This is a genomic window from Paraburkholderia sp. GW821-FHT02A12, from assembly GCF_059422005.1.
The window spans coordinates 4,423,566-4,440,169 of the sequence record NZ_JBWKWA010000001.1 but is presented as its reverse complement, the minus strand read 5'-3'; the positions used below and the strand labels follow the sequence as shown (position 1 = coordinate 4,440,169).

At 62.8% G+C, this 16,604-nt stretch carries 16 protein-coding genes; 11 read left to right on the top strand and 5 right to left on the bottom strand.

The features are described from left to right. Positions 1–99: 99 nt before the first annotated feature. Positions 100–1,515, bottom strand: a complete 1,416-nt coding sequence (locus tag AC07WT_RS20550) for a flagellin N-terminal helical domain-containing protein (protein WP_494948270.1) — start codon at positions 1,513–1,515, stop codon at positions 100–102. 268 nt (positions 1,516–1,783) lie between these two features. Here AC07WT_RS20550 and AC07WT_RS20545 point away from each other — a divergent pair, with 268 nt between their 5' ends. Beyond that, positions 1,784–2,725 (top strand): aldo/keto reductase, encoded by a 942-nt coding sequence (locus AC07WT_RS20545; protein WP_494948269.1) that lies wholly within the window; start codon positions 1,784–1,786, stop codon positions 2,723–2,725. 358 nt (positions 2,726–3,083) lie between these two features. Continuing rightward, positions 3,084–3,296: a 30S ribosomal protein S21 gene (rpsU, locus tag AC07WT_RS20540; protein ID WP_006050883.1), complete on the top strand. Its 213-nt coding sequence runs from the start codon at positions 3,084–3,086 to the stop codon at positions 3,294–3,296. A 142-nt stretch (positions 3,297–3,438) separates the two neighbouring features. Here rpsU and AC07WT_RS20535 read toward each other — a convergent pair whose 3' ends face one another. Beyond that, the gene (locus AC07WT_RS20535; protein WP_494948268.1) at positions 3,439–4,035 is read right to left on the bottom strand and encodes a DNA-3-methyladenine glycosylase I; all 597 of its coding nucleotides are present in this window, start codon (positions 4,033–4,035) and stop codon (positions 3,439–3,441) included. A gap of 140 nt (positions 4,036–4,175) precedes the next feature. Between AC07WT_RS20535 and AC07WT_RS20530 the strand changes: the two genes are divergently transcribed. Together AC07WT_RS20530 and AC07WT_RS20525 are read left to right on the top strand one after the other, a co-directional pair. After that, on the top strand, positions 4,176–5,063 hold the full coding sequence (locus AC07WT_RS20530; RefSeq protein ID WP_494948267.1) for a glucosamine kinase nucleotide-binding domain-containing protein: 888 nt from the start codon (positions 4,176–4,178) through the stop codon (positions 5,061–5,063). Between the two features lie 80 nt (positions 5,064–5,143). Further along, positions 5,144–5,965 (top strand): Cof-type HAD-IIB family hydrolase, encoded by an 822-nt coding sequence (locus tag AC07WT_RS20525; protein ID WP_494948266.1) that lies wholly within the window; start codon positions 5,144–5,146, stop codon positions 5,963–5,965. Between the two features lie 356 nt (positions 5,966–6,321). Here AC07WT_RS20525 and AC07WT_RS20520 read toward each other — a convergent pair whose 3' ends face one another. Then, a complete protein-coding gene (locus AC07WT_RS20520) occupies positions 6,322–7,053 on the bottom strand; it encodes a histidine phosphatase family protein (protein ID WP_494948265.1) in 732 nt (243 codons plus the stop codon). A gap of 145 nt (positions 7,054–7,198) precedes the next feature. Further along, positions 7,199–7,939, bottom strand: a complete 741-nt coding sequence (gene aqpZ / locus AC07WT_RS20515; protein WP_494948264.1) for an aquaporin Z — start codon at positions 7,937–7,939, stop codon at positions 7,199–7,201. Positions 7,940–8,229: 290 nt separating this feature from the next. Here aqpZ and AC07WT_RS20510 point away from each other — a divergent pair, with 290 nt between their 5' ends. Continuing rightward, a complete protein-coding gene (locus AC07WT_RS20510; RefSeq protein ID WP_201643481.1) occupies positions 8,230–8,532 on the top strand; it encodes an H-NS histone family protein in 303 nt (100 codons plus the stop codon). 308 nt (positions 8,533–8,840) lie between these two features. Here AC07WT_RS20510 and AC07WT_RS20505 read toward each other — a convergent pair whose 3' ends face one another. Next, positions 8,841–9,905, bottom strand: coding sequence for a glycosyltransferase family 4 protein (locus AC07WT_RS20505; RefSeq protein ID WP_494948263.1), 1,065 nt, complete (start codon positions 9,903–9,905; stop codon positions 8,841–8,843). A gap of 726 nt (positions 9,906–10,631) precedes the next feature. On the opposite strand from AC07WT_RS20505, the gene flhD reads away from it, so the two are divergent. The 6 genes from flhD to cheA all read left to right on the top strand — a co-directional run bounded on the left by flhD (position 10,632) and on the right by cheA (position 16,580). Next, complete coding sequence (flhD, locus tag AC07WT_RS20500) at positions 10,632–10,952, top strand: flagellar transcriptional regulator FlhD (protein WP_492595770.1); 321 nt, start codon at positions 10,632–10,634, stop codon at positions 10,950–10,952. A 51-nt stretch (positions 10,953–11,003) separates the two neighbouring features. After that, a complete protein-coding gene (flhC, locus tag AC07WT_RS20495; protein ID WP_494948262.1) occupies positions 11,004–11,564 on the top strand; it encodes a flagellar transcriptional regulator FlhC in 561 nt (186 codons plus the stop codon). A gap of 226 nt (positions 11,565–11,790) precedes the next feature. Further along, the gene (motA, locus tag AC07WT_RS20490) at positions 11,791–12,651 is read left to right on the top strand and encodes a flagellar motor stator protein MotA (RefSeq protein WP_494948261.1); all 861 of its coding nucleotides are present in this window, start codon (positions 11,791–11,793) and stop codon (positions 12,649–12,651) included. 21 nt (positions 12,652–12,672) lie between these two features. Then, the gene (gene motB, locus AC07WT_RS20485) at positions 12,673–13,674 is read left to right on the top strand and encodes a flagellar motor protein MotB (RefSeq protein WP_494948260.1); all 1,002 of its coding nucleotides are present in this window, start codon (positions 12,673–12,675) and stop codon (positions 13,672–13,674) included. Between the two features lie 84 nt (positions 13,675–13,758). After that, positions 13,759–14,136 (top strand): response regulator, encoded by a 378-nt coding sequence (locus AC07WT_RS20480; protein WP_492595773.1) that lies wholly within the window; start codon positions 13,759–13,761, stop codon positions 14,134–14,136. Between the two features lie 98 nt (positions 14,137–14,234). Continuing rightward, the gene (cheA, locus tag AC07WT_RS20475) at positions 14,235–16,580 is read left to right on the top strand and encodes a chemotaxis protein CheA (protein ID WP_494948259.1); all 2,346 of its coding nucleotides are present in this window, start codon (positions 14,235–14,237) and stop codon (positions 16,578–16,580) included. Positions 16,581–16,604: the final 24 nt, after the last annotated feature.

Sequence of the window (16,604 nt, the reverse complement as noted above, 5' to 3'; positions counted from 1 at the left end):
TCAAATGCACTGCGGGAGGCAAGCCTCCCGTTGAATCGAAACTTCCGCGTACGCGCCGCGCATGGCGCGCAGTGCGTACGCGATTACAGCGTGAAGCCCTTATTGCAGGAGCTTCAGGACTTGCTGCGGCAGCGAGTTTGCCTGCGCCAGAACCGAAATGCCAGCTTGTTGCAGCACTTGCGCCTTGCTCAGGTTAGCCGTTTCTTGCGCGAAGTTGGCGTCCTGGATTTGCGATTGTGCTTGCGACAGGTCGGTCGACTGAGCTTGCTGGCCCGTGGCGATTGCCGTGAAGCGGTTCTGCACAGCACCCAGTTGAGCCTGGATGTTGTTCACAGTGCTCAGCGCGTTGTCGATCGATTCGATCGCCTGGTTCGCGCTGGTGACCGAGCTGACATTGACGTTAGCAACCGTGGAGAGCTGGTTGTTGTTGTCGACGTTGGCGAACTGGCTGGTCGGCGCTGCCGCCCACGTGAGCGTCTGGCCGTTCGTACCCGCGCCTGCACCGGTCGTGAACAGCGCCGCTTGAGCTGCAGCGGCCAATGCGTTGCCGTTCTGGTCGGAGAACGTGTAACCGCCGCTGCCGTTCGACTTGACGGTGATCGACGTGATCGAACCGGCGGTGCCCGGGGCGACGCTGGCGCCGTTCGTGGCGGCGACGTTGATGCCCTGAATTGTGCCGAGGACGACGCCCGAAGCCGCCGGTGCATTGGTGTTGGCGGTCGAAATTGCCGCGATTTGCGTTGCCGGGTCGAGCGCGCTGGCTGCGACTGCGGACAGCGTCAATGCGCCACCAGCGCCTGCGGCGGTCGAGAACAGCGCGGCTGCAGCAGTCGTCGAGATGACCTGATTGTTCTGATCGGTGTACGTGAAGCCGCCCGTGCCGTTGGCCAGGACGTTGATCTGCGTGATCGCCGGCGTGGCGCCGGCTGCAGTTGCCGCACCGCTCGAGGTCAGGCTCAGGCCGGTGAACGTGCCGAGCACGTTGCCCGATTGCGCGAAGCCGCCGCCAAGCGATGCTGCCGACAGGCTTGTCGACAGATTCAGGCTCATCGACTGGCCGACGTTCGCGCCGACCTGGAAGTTCACCACGCCGGCCGAGCCGTCGAGGATGTTCTTGCCGTTGTACGTCGTCTGCGATGCGATACGGTTCACTTCAGCGATTTGCTGCGAAACTTCCTGTTGCAGAGCAGCCTGGTTGCTCGATGTCAGCGAGCCGCTCGATGCCTGCACAGCCAGTTGGCGGATACGTTGCAGGCTCGACGTGATCTGTGCAAGACCGCTCGATGCCGTTTGCACCATCGAAACGCCGTCGTTCGCGTTCGACACGCCCTGGTTCAGGCCGTTGATCTGCGTTTGCATGCCGGTCGCGATGGCCAGACCTGCTGCATCGTCAGCCGCGCTGTTGATGCGCTTGCCCGACGACAGGCGGGTGATGGCTTGCGAAAGGGCGCTTTGCGAGCCACTAAGATTTTGCTGTGCAACCAGCGAGTTGATGTTGCTATTGATTCCGAGCATGGAAAATCTCCTAAATAAGCCTTGAGCCCATACGCCACATTGGCATCGGCGGAAAGCACTCGTTCATTGCTGGCCGCCTCAGTGAAGGTTGACGGCCCGGCTTAAAAAAACTTGAGGGACTTTGTTCAATCGCAACCCAATTGTTTTCCAGGCCGGCTGGGGCAAAGCGCCTCTGGAAGCCGTGTGCAGCCTTGTCCGGCAGATGTGCTGCAGGTATTGAAAAGACGGCGTATTCTCTTTTTCTCTCGCGACAAACCCAGGAGAAATCATGCAAAAGCGCAGGATTGGACGTTCCGAATTGGAGGTCGCGCCGCTTATGTTCGGCGGCAATGTATTCGGCTGGACCGCCGATGAAGCCACCTCGTTTTCGATTCTGGATGCCTTTGTCGATGCCGGTCTCGACTTTATCGATACCGCCGATGTCTATTCCGCATGGGTGCCGGGCAACCAGGGCGGCGAGTCGGAAACCATCATCGGCAAATGGTTTCGGCGAAGCGGCAAGCGCGACAAGATCGTGCTCGCCACCAAGGTCTCCAAACATCCGCAGCGCAAGGGCTTGTCGGCCGCCAACATCCAGGCGGCTGTCGAAGATTCGCTGCGGCGCCTGCAAACCGATTACCTCGACGTCTATTTCTCCCACGACGACGACACTGAAACGCCGCTGACCGAGACGCTCGGCGCTTATCAAAAGCTGATCGAGGCGGGCAAGGTGCGGGTGATCGGTGCGTCGAACTACAGCGGCGCACGGGTGGAGGAAGCGCTCGCCGTGTCCCGCCAGCACGGCCTGCCCGAATATCAACTGCTGCAGCCGGAATACAACCTGTACGACCGCGCGGAATATGAAAGCGAAATCGAGCCGGTAGCGCTCGCCAATCGGCTCGGTGTGGTGGTGTACTACAGTCTTGCGAGCGGCTTTCTGTCGGGCAAGTACCGCTCGCCGGCGGATCTGGCTGGCAAGGCGCGCGGCAGCCGGGTCGAGAAGTACCTGAACGAACGCGGCTTGCGGATTCTGGGCGCGCTCGACCGGGTCGCCGAGCGGCACGGCAGCACGCCGGCCACGGTCGCATTGGCCTGGCTGATCGCGCGGCCGAGCGTTACAGCCCCAATTGCCAGCGCCACCTCGGTCGAGCAGCTCGACAGCCTCGCCGCGGCAGTCCATCTGATGCTGACCGGCGCCGATATCCGCGAACTGAATGAGGCGAGCGCCTGATCCTGCAACCGACCTGGCGCAATCGCTAAACCCCTGGTAGGATGGAGAGTTTCCTGATATCATCGGGAGTGAATTGAGATCTTTGCCTGTTTCGTCAATGTTTTTTATTGATGAAAGGTTGGCGAAACGGCAGCAGACGCGGCATTTGCATTACGTCTGTCCGCGTTCCGCGGTGAACTCTCCACCTCTCTTTTCCGGCCTCCGTGGCCGCTTTGCCTCTCGTTTCATTCGTGGTTTGGCCGGGTTCTTCCCGCGTTTGCCTGTTACTGGCCATGAATCGAAACGACCGGAGGGCCGGCGCGTGAGCGGTTTCCCGCCACGCAATTAACCCGTATCAAGTGATTGAGTTAGGAATTACATGACGACGATTCTTCTGAAGGAAAACGAGCCGTTCGAAGTGGCGATTCGCCGCTTTCGTCGCGCAATCGAAAAGAACGGCCTGATCGCTGAACTGCGTGAGCGCCAATCGTACGAAAAGCCGACCACGGCACGTAAGCGCAAGAAGGCTGCTGCTGTGAAGCGCCTGCACAAGCGCCTGCGCAGCCAGATGCTGCCGAAAAAGCTGCACTAAGCACGCTTTTCCGCACGGCCAAACGGCGGTGTGAGCTTCGAAAGAAGCCACATCGCCGTTTGGCTTTTGGGGCGCGGATTGGATGCGCGGCGGGGCGCACGGCCCGTTATGGTGTGACGGGTTTGCTCGGTGCGTTGCCGCCTCAGCCGGCTTTGCGATTGCGTCCCTTCTTGCCGAGCACCGCGCATCGCGCGCGGCACATGCAACTCGTTTCGTGATCGTTGACCATGCCGACCGCCTGCATGAACGCGTAGCAGATCGTCGTGCCGACGAATTTGCAGCCGTAGCGCTTCAGCGCCTTGCTGAGCGCGTCCGAGACCTCCGTCGATGCCGGCGCCTGCTTGTACGACGCCCAATCGTTCTGGATTGGCGTCTGATCGACGAACGACCACACGAAGTTGGCAAGCGAGCCGTACTCGGCCTGAATCCGCTGCACGGCGCGTGCGTTATTGATCGCAGCTTCGATCTTGCCGCGGTGACGCACGATACTTTCGTCCAGCACAAGCGCATCGACATGCGTGGGCGTGAAGCGCGCTACTTTGTCGATGTCGAAGTCGGCGAATGCGCGGCGGTAGCCGGCCCGCTTGTTGAGAATCGTCGACCACGACAGGCCGGCCTGGGCGCCTTCCAGCACCAGCATCTCGAACAGATGCTGGTCGTCGCGCGAGGGCACGCCCCATTCGGTGTCGTGGTAGTGTGCGAGCGCTTCGCTCGATACCCAGTTGCATCGCGGTGTCACGGTCGCGCTCCTGCGTTGTCATGTCGCCTGCCAGCATAGCGGAACGCGTGCGCGCCGCAAGCTGGCCATTCGGCCGATTGCCGAATTGAAACCGACCTGCCACGCTATGCGTTATTCCCCACCTGAACTCACTTGATTCAATGACTACAGATTTCTTTCTGCTCGGCATTGACGGCGGCGGCAGCGGCACGCGCGTCGTGCTCGGCGACGCGCAAGGCCGCGAACTGGCACAAGCGGGGAGTGGGCCGTCAGGCTTGGGCCTTGGCGTCGAACGCGCATGGCAGGCCATTCAGGCGGGCTGCGGCGAAGCGTTTGCACGCGCTGGGCTGACGCTGGACTGGTCGCGTTGTGTGCTCGGTTGCGGGCTCGCAGGCGTGAATAATCGCGACTGGTTGGCGGCATTTCGCGCGTTGGCGCCTGGGGTGGCCGGACTCGCCGTTGAAAGCGATGCCTACACTACGCTGCTCGGCGCGCACGGTGGTGCGCACGGCGTGATCGTCGCGCTCGGCACCGGCAGCGTGGCCGCCGCGCTCGACGGCGACGGCGTATGCCGCATCGCCAGCGGCTACGGTTATCCGTCGGGCGACGAGGCGAGCGGCGCCTGGCTCGGCCTGCGGGTCATTGTGTACGCGCAGCAGGCGCTCGATGGACGGGCGCCCTACGACGATCTGGCGCAGGCGCTTCTAACACACACCGGCGCGCACGACCGCGACGCTCTCGTCGTGTGGCTTTGCGAGGCGAACCAGACCGCCTATGCGCGGCTCGCGCCGATTGTCATCGCGCATCGCGCGCATCCGTTTGCGGCGCGTTTGCTCGGTGAGGCCGGCGTGGAAGTGGGCAAGATGATTGCGGCGCTCGATCCCTCGGCGAGCCTGCCGGTCGCGCTGTGCGGCGGCCTCGGCGCGGCGTTGCGCGAGTATGTGCCGCAGGTCTATCAGGCCCGCTTGCGTGAGCCGCTGGCCGATTCGGCGCACGGCGGATTGCAGCTGGCGCAACGCGAAGCCGCGCGCATCGCCGGCACGGAATAGCGGGCCGGCCGGCATGCGCCCAGCGGATGCGGCGGGCAACGGTAAAATGCGTTCTTTGACGCTGCCCGGCTGTTCACACCATGTATAAAGTCATCGCCACGGACCTCGACGGCACGCTGCTCAACGCCGATCACCAGGTGGACCCGTTCACGATCGCCACCGTGCGCAAACTGGAACGCGATGGGTTGCACTTCGTGATCGCCACTGGCCGCCATTACCGCGACGTGGCGGGCATTCGCGACTTGCTGGGCATCAGCCCCTATCTGATTACGTCGAACGGCGCACGTATCCACGCGCCGGACAACACGGTGATCCATGCGGACGATCTGCCTCCGGCCATCGTGCAGCGTCTGGTGCAGCCGGACATCGCCGGCGAGCATGGCCGCGTGATCGTCAACCTGTTCGCCGACCAGGCGTGGCTGATCGACCGCGATGCGCCGGACCTGCTGAAGTTTCATCAGGATTCCGGCTTCACCTACGAGGTGACCGATCTGCCCGGGCACGACGGCACGGACATTGCCAAAGCCCTGTATATCGGTGAGCCCGCCGATCTCGCGCAGGTCGCGGCAAACCTGGCGCGCGAATTCGGCGACGCACTCTATGTCACCTATTCGCTGCCGGATTGCCTGGAAGTGATGACGTCGAACGTCTCGAAAGGACGCGCCTTGCAGGTCGTGCTCGAACGCCTGGGCGTCAGCGCGTCGCGCTGCGTGGCGTTTGGCGACAACATGAACGATATCGACCTGCTGGAAACAGCCGGCCATCCGTTCATGATGAACAACGCCAATCCCGACCTCATCACGCGCTTGCCGAACGTGCCGCGAATCGGCAATAACTTCGAAGCAGGCGTCGCGCGTCATCTGCGCAAACTCTTCTCGCTCGACGACGAACTGATGTCCTGAAACGGGACCGGCCCGAATCCGAGTTCGCGGACGCGGGCCAGTTCGGTTGAGCCTTTGGTTGAAGACCGTGTTGCGGGCTGCCCGAGGCTAGTCAATCGCTACATCAGCGCGACCTGCGCGCTACCCAGCGCCGTGCATTGCGGCTAGCCGGATTAGCCGTGCCATCCGCCGCGACGATCGCCATGGTCGCCATGGTCGTCGTGGCTCCCGTAGCCCCCCAGCGGCGGTCGTTGCGGTCGCCGCCACGGTCATGTCGATAGTCGCCGCGGTAATAGTCGCGGTCCCGACCCGCCGCGAGGCGTGGCGCAAACCAGCCTCCGGCGCTCGTAATCGCGCCTTACATCTGTATTGCCCGATTAATCTGCCGTGCCGGCGGACGGGCCGGCGGACGGGCCGGCGGACGGGCCGGCGGACGTGCCCGCGGCGGCAGCCGACGGCGCGCCCGGCAGCGCCGCACAAGGACAATCGGCGGCGCGGCCGTCCAGTCCCTCGCGGTCATGTTTGAAGCTGGCGCGCGGCGTGCCGTTTTGCCAGTCGAGGCGGACGACATAAATACTGTCGAAGTCGTTGCTTTGCCAATCGGGGACGTCGGCGGCATTCCCGCCGTGCGCGCTCAGCATCTGGCGCAGCAACTTCACGATCAGCTTGTGTTCCCACGCCACGACAATCAGCTTGTCGCGATTGGCGGGATTGACGAGCGCCGCGCCGAGCTGGTCGATCTGAGCGAAGCCGTACGGCGTTTGCACCGGCATCTGGAACTGGATGGCGGTCGGCTCGATGGTCGCCAGGGGGCGAACATAATAATAAGGATGACCGCCGTCGTCCTTTTGCTGGCTGGGATCGGGGGCGTAGATCGCGTCGGGCTTGCCGAACTTGGCCGCGATCACCGCCGGCAGCGCAAGCGCACGATTGAGCCCCTGGCAATCGAGTTGGCCGAAGCCCTGCGCGGGTTTCTCGCCGTGGCGTACGAACACGAGTGTTTCCCTATTGCCGTCGGCTGCGTGCGCGGCGGGCGGCGCCAATGCGCTGATACACATGCCGCCGACGGAAAGTACGACGCCATGCAGGAATCCGCGGAAACGGTTCATCGGTAGCACCTGTGCGAGCCTGGGGGAAAGTCGCACGATTCTAGCAGCGGCGGTTCGCGGCCACTGAGCGGCTCGCTTCATTCGCACCAGAACAGAACGGGCGCCGTAGCGCCCGCGTCATTGCAATGATCAGCGCACGCGCCTGTCAATCGAGAGCCAATTCCTTCGAATCGGCGCGAGGGCTTTCGGCGAGCAGCGGATACAGTACGCCTGCGATCACTGCGCCAATGATCGGCGCGACCCAGAACATCCACAACTGATCCAGCGCCGCGCCGCCGACGAGCAGAGCCGGGCCGGTCGAGCGCGCCGGGTTGACCGACGTGTTCGTGACCGGAATCGAGATCAGGTGAATCAGCGTGAGGCAAAGGCCGATGGCGATCGGCGCGAAACCGGCCGGCGCGCGCTTATCGGTTGCACCGAGGATGACGAACAGGAAGAAGCCGGTCATCACCGCTTCGCAAATGAACGCGGCGGCGAGCGAGTAATGACCCGGCGAGCGTTCGCCATAGCCGTTGCTGGCGAAACCGCTCGCGACGAGGTCGAAGCCCGGCTTGCCGGATGCGATCAAGGAGAGCACCAGCGCTCCCAGCACCGCGCCGATTACCTGCGCGACGATGTAAGGCATCAGATCGCGCGCCGGAAAGCGGCCGGCAACGGTCAGGCCGACGCTCACCGCCGGATTCAGGTGGCAGCCGGAGATGTGGCCGATCGCGTAAGCCATCGTCAGGACGGTCAGGCCAAATGCGAGCGAGACGCCCACGAAGCCGATGCCGAGTCCGTGGACCGGGCCGGCGAAATTGGCGGCGAGGACGGCGCTGCCGCAACCCCCGAGCACGAGCCAGAAGGTGCCGAACAGCTCGGCAGCGAGGCGCTTTGACAGCTTCATGATTGGTAATCCTAATAAGATTGACGCTCTGGGCAGCATGCATGACTACGCACAGATGCATACCTTCGAGCGCGCAATTCTAGACAAAGGCTGGCAAATCGAATGTCAGGGATTGTCAATGTGTGTCAGCTTTACCTTTTATTTCAAGATAAAGACGTCATTTAACAATTCATCGACGCTTAATAATTATCAGAGGATATCTGCCTAAATCGGTATTATTGGCCATTGCGAATTTTTATAATTGCAGTTAGTCTGCGAGCGAATGAGTTCTAGAAAAAGGGAGAACCGAAATGTCTCAATATGCAGACCTCAAGGCGCAGATCGCCAAATTGCAGGCACAAGCAGAAGAAGCCCGGCGTACTGAAATCGACAACGTGGTCGCCGACATCCGCCAAAAGATCGCCGAATATGGTCTAACGGCGCAAGACCTCGGCTTCGCGGTCGCCGCCAAACGCGGACGCCCGCCCAAGAAGGCGCCGTTGCCGGCCAAGTATCAGGACCCGAAGTCGGGCAATACGTGGAGCGGACGCGGCAAGCCGCCGAAGTGGATCGCCGGCAAGAATCGCGAACGCTTTTTGATCGGCGCGGCTTGAACGAGGAACGGGTGGTCTCGAAAGCCAGTTGAAGGTCGATTGGCGCTTCACTTGGCCGTTTATTGGCTTCGCGGTAATTCCTGTGTGGAAGCGCATCCACGCAGCCATTAAAAAAGCCGCCTTCGAGGGCGGCTTTTTCCGTAGAAGAAGCGGGTTAACTCTGACGTATCCGCTCGCGCAAACGATTCACATGGCAATCTTACTCATCAAAGACATGGGAGTCTTGCAATCGGAACGCGATGGAAGCGGGCCTAAGCGGCGGAGCGCAAAAAGAGTCTCAGCCGCTTAGCGCGTCTATCGCGCGTCAATCAGCCCACTGCGACCTGGCGCAGCACCGGCCGGCGAGTGGCTTCGATCAGTGCCGAATAGCCGTCGACATAATTCTGCGCCATCGTTTTCGAGCTGAAGCGGCGCTCGAACTGCGCCCGGATCTCGGTGCGCGACAGCTCGTCCAGACGTTGGAGCGCGGCTACCGCGCCTTGCACGTCTTCGACGATATAGCCGGTCACGCCGTGGTCGATCACTTCCGGCACCGAGCCGCGGTTGAACGCGATCACCGGCGTGCCGCAGGCCATCGATTCGATCATCACGAGGCCGAACGGCTCCGACCAGTCGATCGGGAACAACAGCGCCTTGGCGCCCGAAAGAAACTCGGGTTTCTGCGCCTCGTTGATTTCGCCGACGAATTCCACGTGCGCCTGCGACAGCAGCGGCTCGATTTCCGTCTTGAAGTATTCCTGGTCGACCTTGTCCACCTTGGCGGCGATCTTCAGCGGCAGACCGCTTTGCGCAGCGATCCTGATAGCTGTATCGACGCGTTTCTCAGGACAGATCCGGCCGAGGAACGCCAGATATTCCGGCTTCTTGTGCGTTTGCGGCGTGAGCAACGGGTCCGGCAGGCCGTGATAGATCGTGTTCAGCCAGTTCGCCTGCGGCAGCGGCACGCGCTGCGAGTCGGAAATCGACACCACCGGCACGTGGGAGAAGGCGTCGAACACCGGCTGAAGCTCCGGCAGGTCCAGGCGGCCGTGCAGCGTGGTCACGAACGGCGTGTCCATCGTCGTGAACAGCGGGAACGGCATGTAGTCGAGATGGAAATGCAGCACGTCGAACTCATGCGCGACCTTGCGCACTTTTTCCATCATCAGGACATGCGGCGCCAGCGCGTCGCGAATCGTGGGGTCGAGGCGCAGCGCTCGCGGCCAGCAGGCGTCGAGGTTGGCGGACGTGACCGAATCGCCGCTCGCGAACAGCGTCACGTCGTGGCCGAGGTCGACCAGCGCTTCGGTCAGGTAAGACACGACACGTTCGGTGCCGCCGTAAAGTTTCGGCGGGACGGCTTCGTACAACGGCGCAATTTGTGCGATTCGCATGCGTTTTCTCCTATTCAGAACGGCTTCGCACGACGGCGCTCGAATGGAGCGAGGAGCGAATGCCTGGCGGACGGTTGGGCGCGGTAAGCCGCCGCCCGGGGGACTCCGAACCTGCATCGGGTAATCCCTGAGGCACATTATCGGGATTGACCGCGTCAATTCGAGTTATTTTTCAAACGCTTAATGTTGTTACCGCGGTTGTTACAGCGCGAAACATGATGCGTTACAGGTCGGCGGGATGGCTGTCCCGATAGCCGGGAAGCGAGACGGGCCGGGTAAGCAAACGCTTCACAAACGCTTCAGGGAGCGGCGGAAGTGGGTCCGGCGGGCTGGAAAGCGGCGCCTGCACGAGGCGCGTTGCACAGAAGTGAAAACGTCTTATAATTCTTTCTCACCGTTGCACGGTGCGAGCCATGCATCCTTGCTGACTCACCATTCGGTTCACACCGGGCGAAAAAGCATCCAAAGCGCATCAAAATTTGCCAGGTACGCGCTTCTTCGTCATCTCCTTTTCCTGTCGGACCGGCCTCTTGTAGGAAAAATTCCTACATCAATCACGGATTAATCCGTCAAACAGACAGGGTGTCTGTCCGATTTTCGTCCGCTCCCCCTTTCGACACAATGCTCGCAAGACCAGAAACGAGCCGATTCGTGCGGTTTAAGTGCGCGCGTTCGAGCAAACGTTTCCGCAACGGCCTGACCAGCCAGATACACCCCGGGGGAATCATGAGCGCGACAAGCGAAATGCTCAATGAGATCAGAGAAGTAAACCTGTCTTATCTCCTGCTCGCGCAGCGCCTTTTGCGCGAAGACAAGCCGATGGGCATGTTCCGCATGGGGATTTCGGACCAGTTAGCCGATGTGCTCGCCAGTCTGTCGTTGGCGCAGACCGTCAAGCTGGCGGCGTCCAATCAGGTGTTGTGCCGTTTCCGTTTCGATGACCATGCGGTTCTGTCCGCTCTCGCCGACAAAGGCAAATCCAGCGCCGTGGCTCAGGCGCATTCCGCGATCCTGATGGCCAGCCAGCCAGTCGAGCAACTCGGCTGATGGCAGGTTGTAGCTCAAATAAAACAATCAGGACATGGGACAAGCAAACGGATGGCATATAAAAGCGTGGTGCTCGAAGTCAGGGAAATCACCCTGGCGATCGAGCTGATCGAACTCGGCGCGCGCCTGCAACTGCTGGAAGCAGAAACCAGTCTGTCGCGCGACCGGCTCATCAAGCTGTACAAGGAACTGAAAGGGGTGTCGCCGCCCAAGGGCATGCTGCCGTTTTCGACCGACTGGTTCATGACCTGGCAGCCGAACTTTCACTCCTCGCTGTTCTACAACATCTACCGTTTCATGGCCGGCCACGGCGGCTGCCTGACGATCCAGTCGATCGTGAAGAGCTACCGGCTCTACCTGGAACATGTCCAGTTGCACGACGATGAGCCCGTGCTCAGTCTCACGCGCGCCTGGACGCTGGTGCGCTTTTTCGACTCCAGGATGCTGCAAATGACCCCCTGCTGCCGTTGCGGCGGCCATTTCGTCGCGCATGCGCACGATCCGCAGCACGCGTTCGTCTGTGGGCTGTGCCAGCCGCCCTCGCGCGCCGGTAAGACAAAGAAATTCGCCGACGCCCGGGCCCGCGAGAGCCTGGCCGCCCTCGCGATTTAAGCGGCGCGCCGGCCGTCAACCTGGCGCCAACCCGGCGCCGACCCGCGCCCAGCAAGCGTAGCGCCGCCCGGCGCGTTTCGCAGCCCGCTCGCGCGGCGCCGCTCCGGTTTGACGCGCCTCTGGTTTACACCGCCGCGACACGCCGCTTTTCCGTCAAAGTTTTCTGCTCCGTTGCCGTAAACCAGATTAACGACGGTCACCGTCGCTTCTTTGTGAGGGCTCGGCAGTGCTGATTTTCGTGGGAACACTCGTGACGCTGTTGTCTGTCTTCGGCGGTTATGCGCTGGAAGGCGGCCATCTCGGCGCGCTGTTGCAGCCCGTCGAAGTGCTGATGATCGTCGGCGCCGGTCTCGGTGCGTTCATTCTCGGCAACGGGATGAAGACCATCAAGGCGACGGTGCGCGTCATTCCGACCCTGTTCAAGGGCGCGAAGTACAACAAGGACGTCTACATGGAGCTGATGGCGCTCCTCTACGTCCTGCTGGCCAAGGCGCGCAAGGAAGGCACGCTGACGCTGGAAGCCGATATCGACGATCCGTCGAAGAGCCCGATCTTCACCCAATATCCGAAGATCCTCGCCGACAAGCACATCATCGAGTTTCTGACCGACTACCTGCGTTTGATGGTGGGCGGCAACATGAACGCGTTCGAGATCGAAAGCCTGATGGACGAGGAGATCGAGACGCATCACCAGGAAGGCGAAGCGCCGGCGCACGCCCTGACCAAGGTCGGCGACGCGATGCCGGCGTTCGGGATCGTCGCCGCGGTGATGGGCGTGGTGCACACCATGGCCTCGGCTGACAAGCCGCCCGCGGTTCTCGGCGAGATGATCGCCCAGGCGCTGGTCGGCACCTTCCTCGGGATTCTGCTTTCGTACGGGCTGATCGGGCCGCTCGCGAGCGTCGCCGAACAGCGCGTGACCGAGTCGACCAAGATGTTCCAGTGCATCAAGGTGACGATTCTCGCGAGCCTGAACGGCTACGCGCCGGCAATCGCCGTCGAATTCGGCCGCAAGGTGCTCTTCTCGACCGAACGCCCGTCGTTCGCCGAACTGGAAGAGCACGTGCGCCGCGTGAAAGCCAAGTAACGGGCGCCGGGAACCGATTCGATGAGCAAGGACAAAGACCGCGCCATTATCGTCAAGCGCTCCGCACCGGCCAAGAAGGGCCACCATGGCGGCGCGTGGAAGCTCGCGTATGCGGACTTCATGACCGCGATGATGGCGTTCTTCCTGCTGATGTGGCTGCTGAGTTCGGCGTCCACCGTGCAGTTGAAGGGCATCGCCGATTACTTCAACCAGCCGCTGAAGATCACGCTGTGGGGCGGCGATCGCAGCGCCGAGGATTCGAGCATTCTGAAGGGCGGCGGTCGCGACATCTCGACCGACGCGCAAGGCGTGACGCGCTCGACGGACGGCACCAGCAGCCGCGCCGAGCGCACCGTCTCGCATAACAACGAAGACTCGATGAAGCAGTTGAAGGGCGAGCTGGAGCGGCGCGAGCAGGTCCGCTTGCACGACTTGCAGGTCAAGCTGATGGCCGCGATCGAGGCGAATCCGGTGCTGCGCCAGTTCAAGCAGCAGATCCGCATCGATTCGACGCTGACCGGCTTGCGCATCGAAATCGTCGACTCGCAGAAGCGGCCGATGTTCGCGACCGCGAAAGACCAGGTGGAACCGTACATGCGCGACATCCTGCGCGAAATCGGCCACACGCTGAACGACGTGCCGAACCGCATCATCGTGCAGGGCCACACGGACGCCGCGCAGTACGCCGGCGGCGAGAAGGGATACAGCAACTGGGAACTGTCCGCGGACCGCGCCAATGCGTCGCGCCGCGAGCTGATCGCCGGCGGCATGGACGAACAGAAGGTGATGCGCGTGCTGGGCCTCGCGTCGACGCAGAACCTGAACAAGGCGGACCCGATGGATCCGGAGAACCGCCGCATCAGCATCATCGTGCTGAACAGGAAGTCGGAGGAGGCGCTTGACCATGACGACTCCACCACGACCACCTTGTCGGACGACGCAGCCGGCTCCAGGCCGCTGCTGCAAAAGCTTGCGCAACCGGTGACGGTTGCACCGAAGGCGCCGGCAACGGCGGCCCCGTAACAGACAGCGATCGCCTGGCCGGTTCACGCGCCCGAGCGGCGCGGACGGCCCGGCGATCCATAGCGTAAGTGCAGCGAGGTTTTCATGATCAGGCACATTCTGGCAATCGACGATTCGGCATCGATGCGGCAAATTCTCGCCGCCACGCTGACGTCGGCGGGCTATGAAGTGACGCTCGCGGCGGACGGCGACGAAGGGCTCGAAAACGCGCTCGCCATGCCGTTCGACCTCGTGCTGACCGACCAGCACATGCCGGGCAAGACCGGCCTCGATCTGATCGCCGAACTGCGCGGCAACCCGGCCTACCAGGCCACGCCGATCCTCGTCCTGACGACGGAATCGGGCGAGCCGTTCAAGGCGGCGGCACGGGCTGCGGGGGCGACCGGCTGGATCGAAAAGCCGCTCGACCCCGACATGTTGACCGAACTGGTGGCGGTGCTGGCCGAGCCGGACCAGGCATGAACGGCAAATGAGCGCCACCTTTACACAAGTTATAGAAGCTCTCGACGCGGCGGCACGGCAGCCCAAGCCAAGACAGGAACTCTCGCGGTGAACCAGGCATGACACTCGACATCACTCAGTTCTATCAGACGTTCTTCGACGAAGCGGACGAACTGCTCGCGCAGATGGAGCAGTTGCTGCTCAATCTGGATATCGCACACCCGGACCCCGAAGACCTCGCGGCGATTTTCCGCGCGGCGCACTCGATCAAGGGCGGCGCGGCGACGTTCGGCTTTACCGCGCTGACGGAAACCACTCACATTCTCGAATCGCTGCTCGACCGCGCGCGCAATAACGAACTCGTGCTGCGCAAGGACATGATCGACACGTTCCTCGAAACCAAGGACGTGTTGTCGGGCCAGCTCGCCGATTACCGCGCGAGCGCCGAACCGGATGCGGCGGTCGCCAAGGCGATTTGCGCGAAGCTCGAACAGCTGCACGCGGAAAGCCGCCTCGGCGGCGCTCCGGCTGAAGCGGCGCCGGCGGCCGTCAGCGCGCCGGCAGCAGTGGCGGCGCAGGCGGCGCAGGCAGTACAAGGCGGCACCCCGCCGGAGCACGTGGTCGAACAGGCGGTGCAGGCGGCGGGTGAATGGAGTGACGGCGAACCGGCGCAGACCGGGCAAGCCGCGGGAACCGGCGTGGCAGGCGAGGCAAGCGAAGGCGCCGGCCCCCATCTGAAAATTACGCTACGGGGCGTAGGTGAGAAGGACCAGGAATTGCTGGCCGAAGAGCTCGGCAACCTGGGGAACATTGTCGGGCAGGTCAAGAGCGGCGGCGATCTGACGCTGTGGCTCGCGACCGACGTGACCTCCGACGACATCATTGCCGTGTGCTGTTTCGTGATCGACGAAAGTCAGATCTCGATCGGCCGCGGTAGCGCGCCGGCCGGCGACACCCAGCAAGGCGAACCTGGAACGCCGGACGCTGGGCAGTCGACGCCGGCGCAAGCAGTACAGGCAGTAGCGGCAGTCCATGCGGAGCAGGCAGCACCGGCGGCCAGCGTCGCTGCGTCCGCCAACACCGCCACGCACGGTCTGTTCGACGCGCCGGCGCCGCGCGCGGATGCCGCGGCAGCCAGCGCTGCAGCAGCGTCCAGCGCTGCAGCAGTTAGCACGGCAGCAGCGCCGCCGGCAGCGGGCAGCGCACCGGCACCCGCCGCAGCCGCTCCGGCCGAACCGGACCGCAAGGCGCGTCCGGCCGCGGCAGCGGGCGGCGCGGAAGGCAGTTCGATTCGCGTCGGCGTCGAAAAGGTCGATCAGCTGATCAACCTGGTCGGCGAACTGGTGATCACCCAGGCGATGTTGGCCGAGACCACCAGCACGTTCGACCCGGCCCTGCACGATCGCCTCTTCAACGGCATGGCGCAGCTCGAGCGCAACGCGCGCGATCTGCAGGAAGCAGTGATGTCGATCCGCATGATGCCGATGGATTACGTGTTCAGCCGCTTCCCGCGTCTGGTGCGCGATCTGGCGGCGAAACTCGGCAAGGAGGTCGAACTCGTCACCTTCGGTCAGGCGACCGAACTCGACAAGAGCCTCATCGAACGGATCATCGATCCGTTGACTCACCTCGTGCGCAACAGTCTCGACCACGGCATCGAAACCATGGAAGCGCGGCGCGCGGCGGGCAAGGATTCAACCGGCCAGCTGGTGCTCTCGGCCGCGCATCACGGCGGCAACATCGTCATCGAAGTGAGCGACGACGGCGCCGGTCTGCGCCGCGACAAGATTCTCGCGAAGGCGGCCAAGCAGGGCATGCAGGTCAGCGAAAGCATGACCGACGACGAAGTCTGGAACCTGATCTTCCTGCCGGGCTTCTCGACGGCGGAGCAGGTCACGGACGTCTCCGGCCGCGGCGTCGGCATGGACGTGGTGAAGCGCAACATCCAGTCGATGGGCGGTCACGTCGAGATCACCTCGCATGCGGGCAAGGGCAGCACCACGCGGATCGTCTTGCCGCTCACGCTGGCGATTCTCGACGGCATGTCGGTGAAGGTCGGCAACGAGATCTTCATTCTGCCGCTGAACTTCGTGATGGAGTCGCTGCAGCCGCAAGCCGAGGACATCTACACGGTGGCCAACGGCGAACGCGTGGTGCGCGTGCGCGGCGAATATCTGCCGCTCGTCGCGCTGCACGAAGTGTTCTCGGTCGAAGACGCGAAGCGGGAGCCGACCCAGGGCATCGTCACCATCATGCAAACCGAAGGGCGCCGCTTTGCGATGCTGATCGACGAGCTGGTGGGCCAGCAGCAGGTGGTCGTGAAGAATCTGGAAACGAACTATCGCAAGGTGCATGGCATTTCCGCCGCGACCATTCTCGGCGACGGCAGTGTCGCGCTGATCGTGGACGTGGCGGCGCTGAACCGCGAGACGCGCCACGCGCACGGCGCGATGAGCCTCGCGTGACATTCATGACACCCGTAACACTTA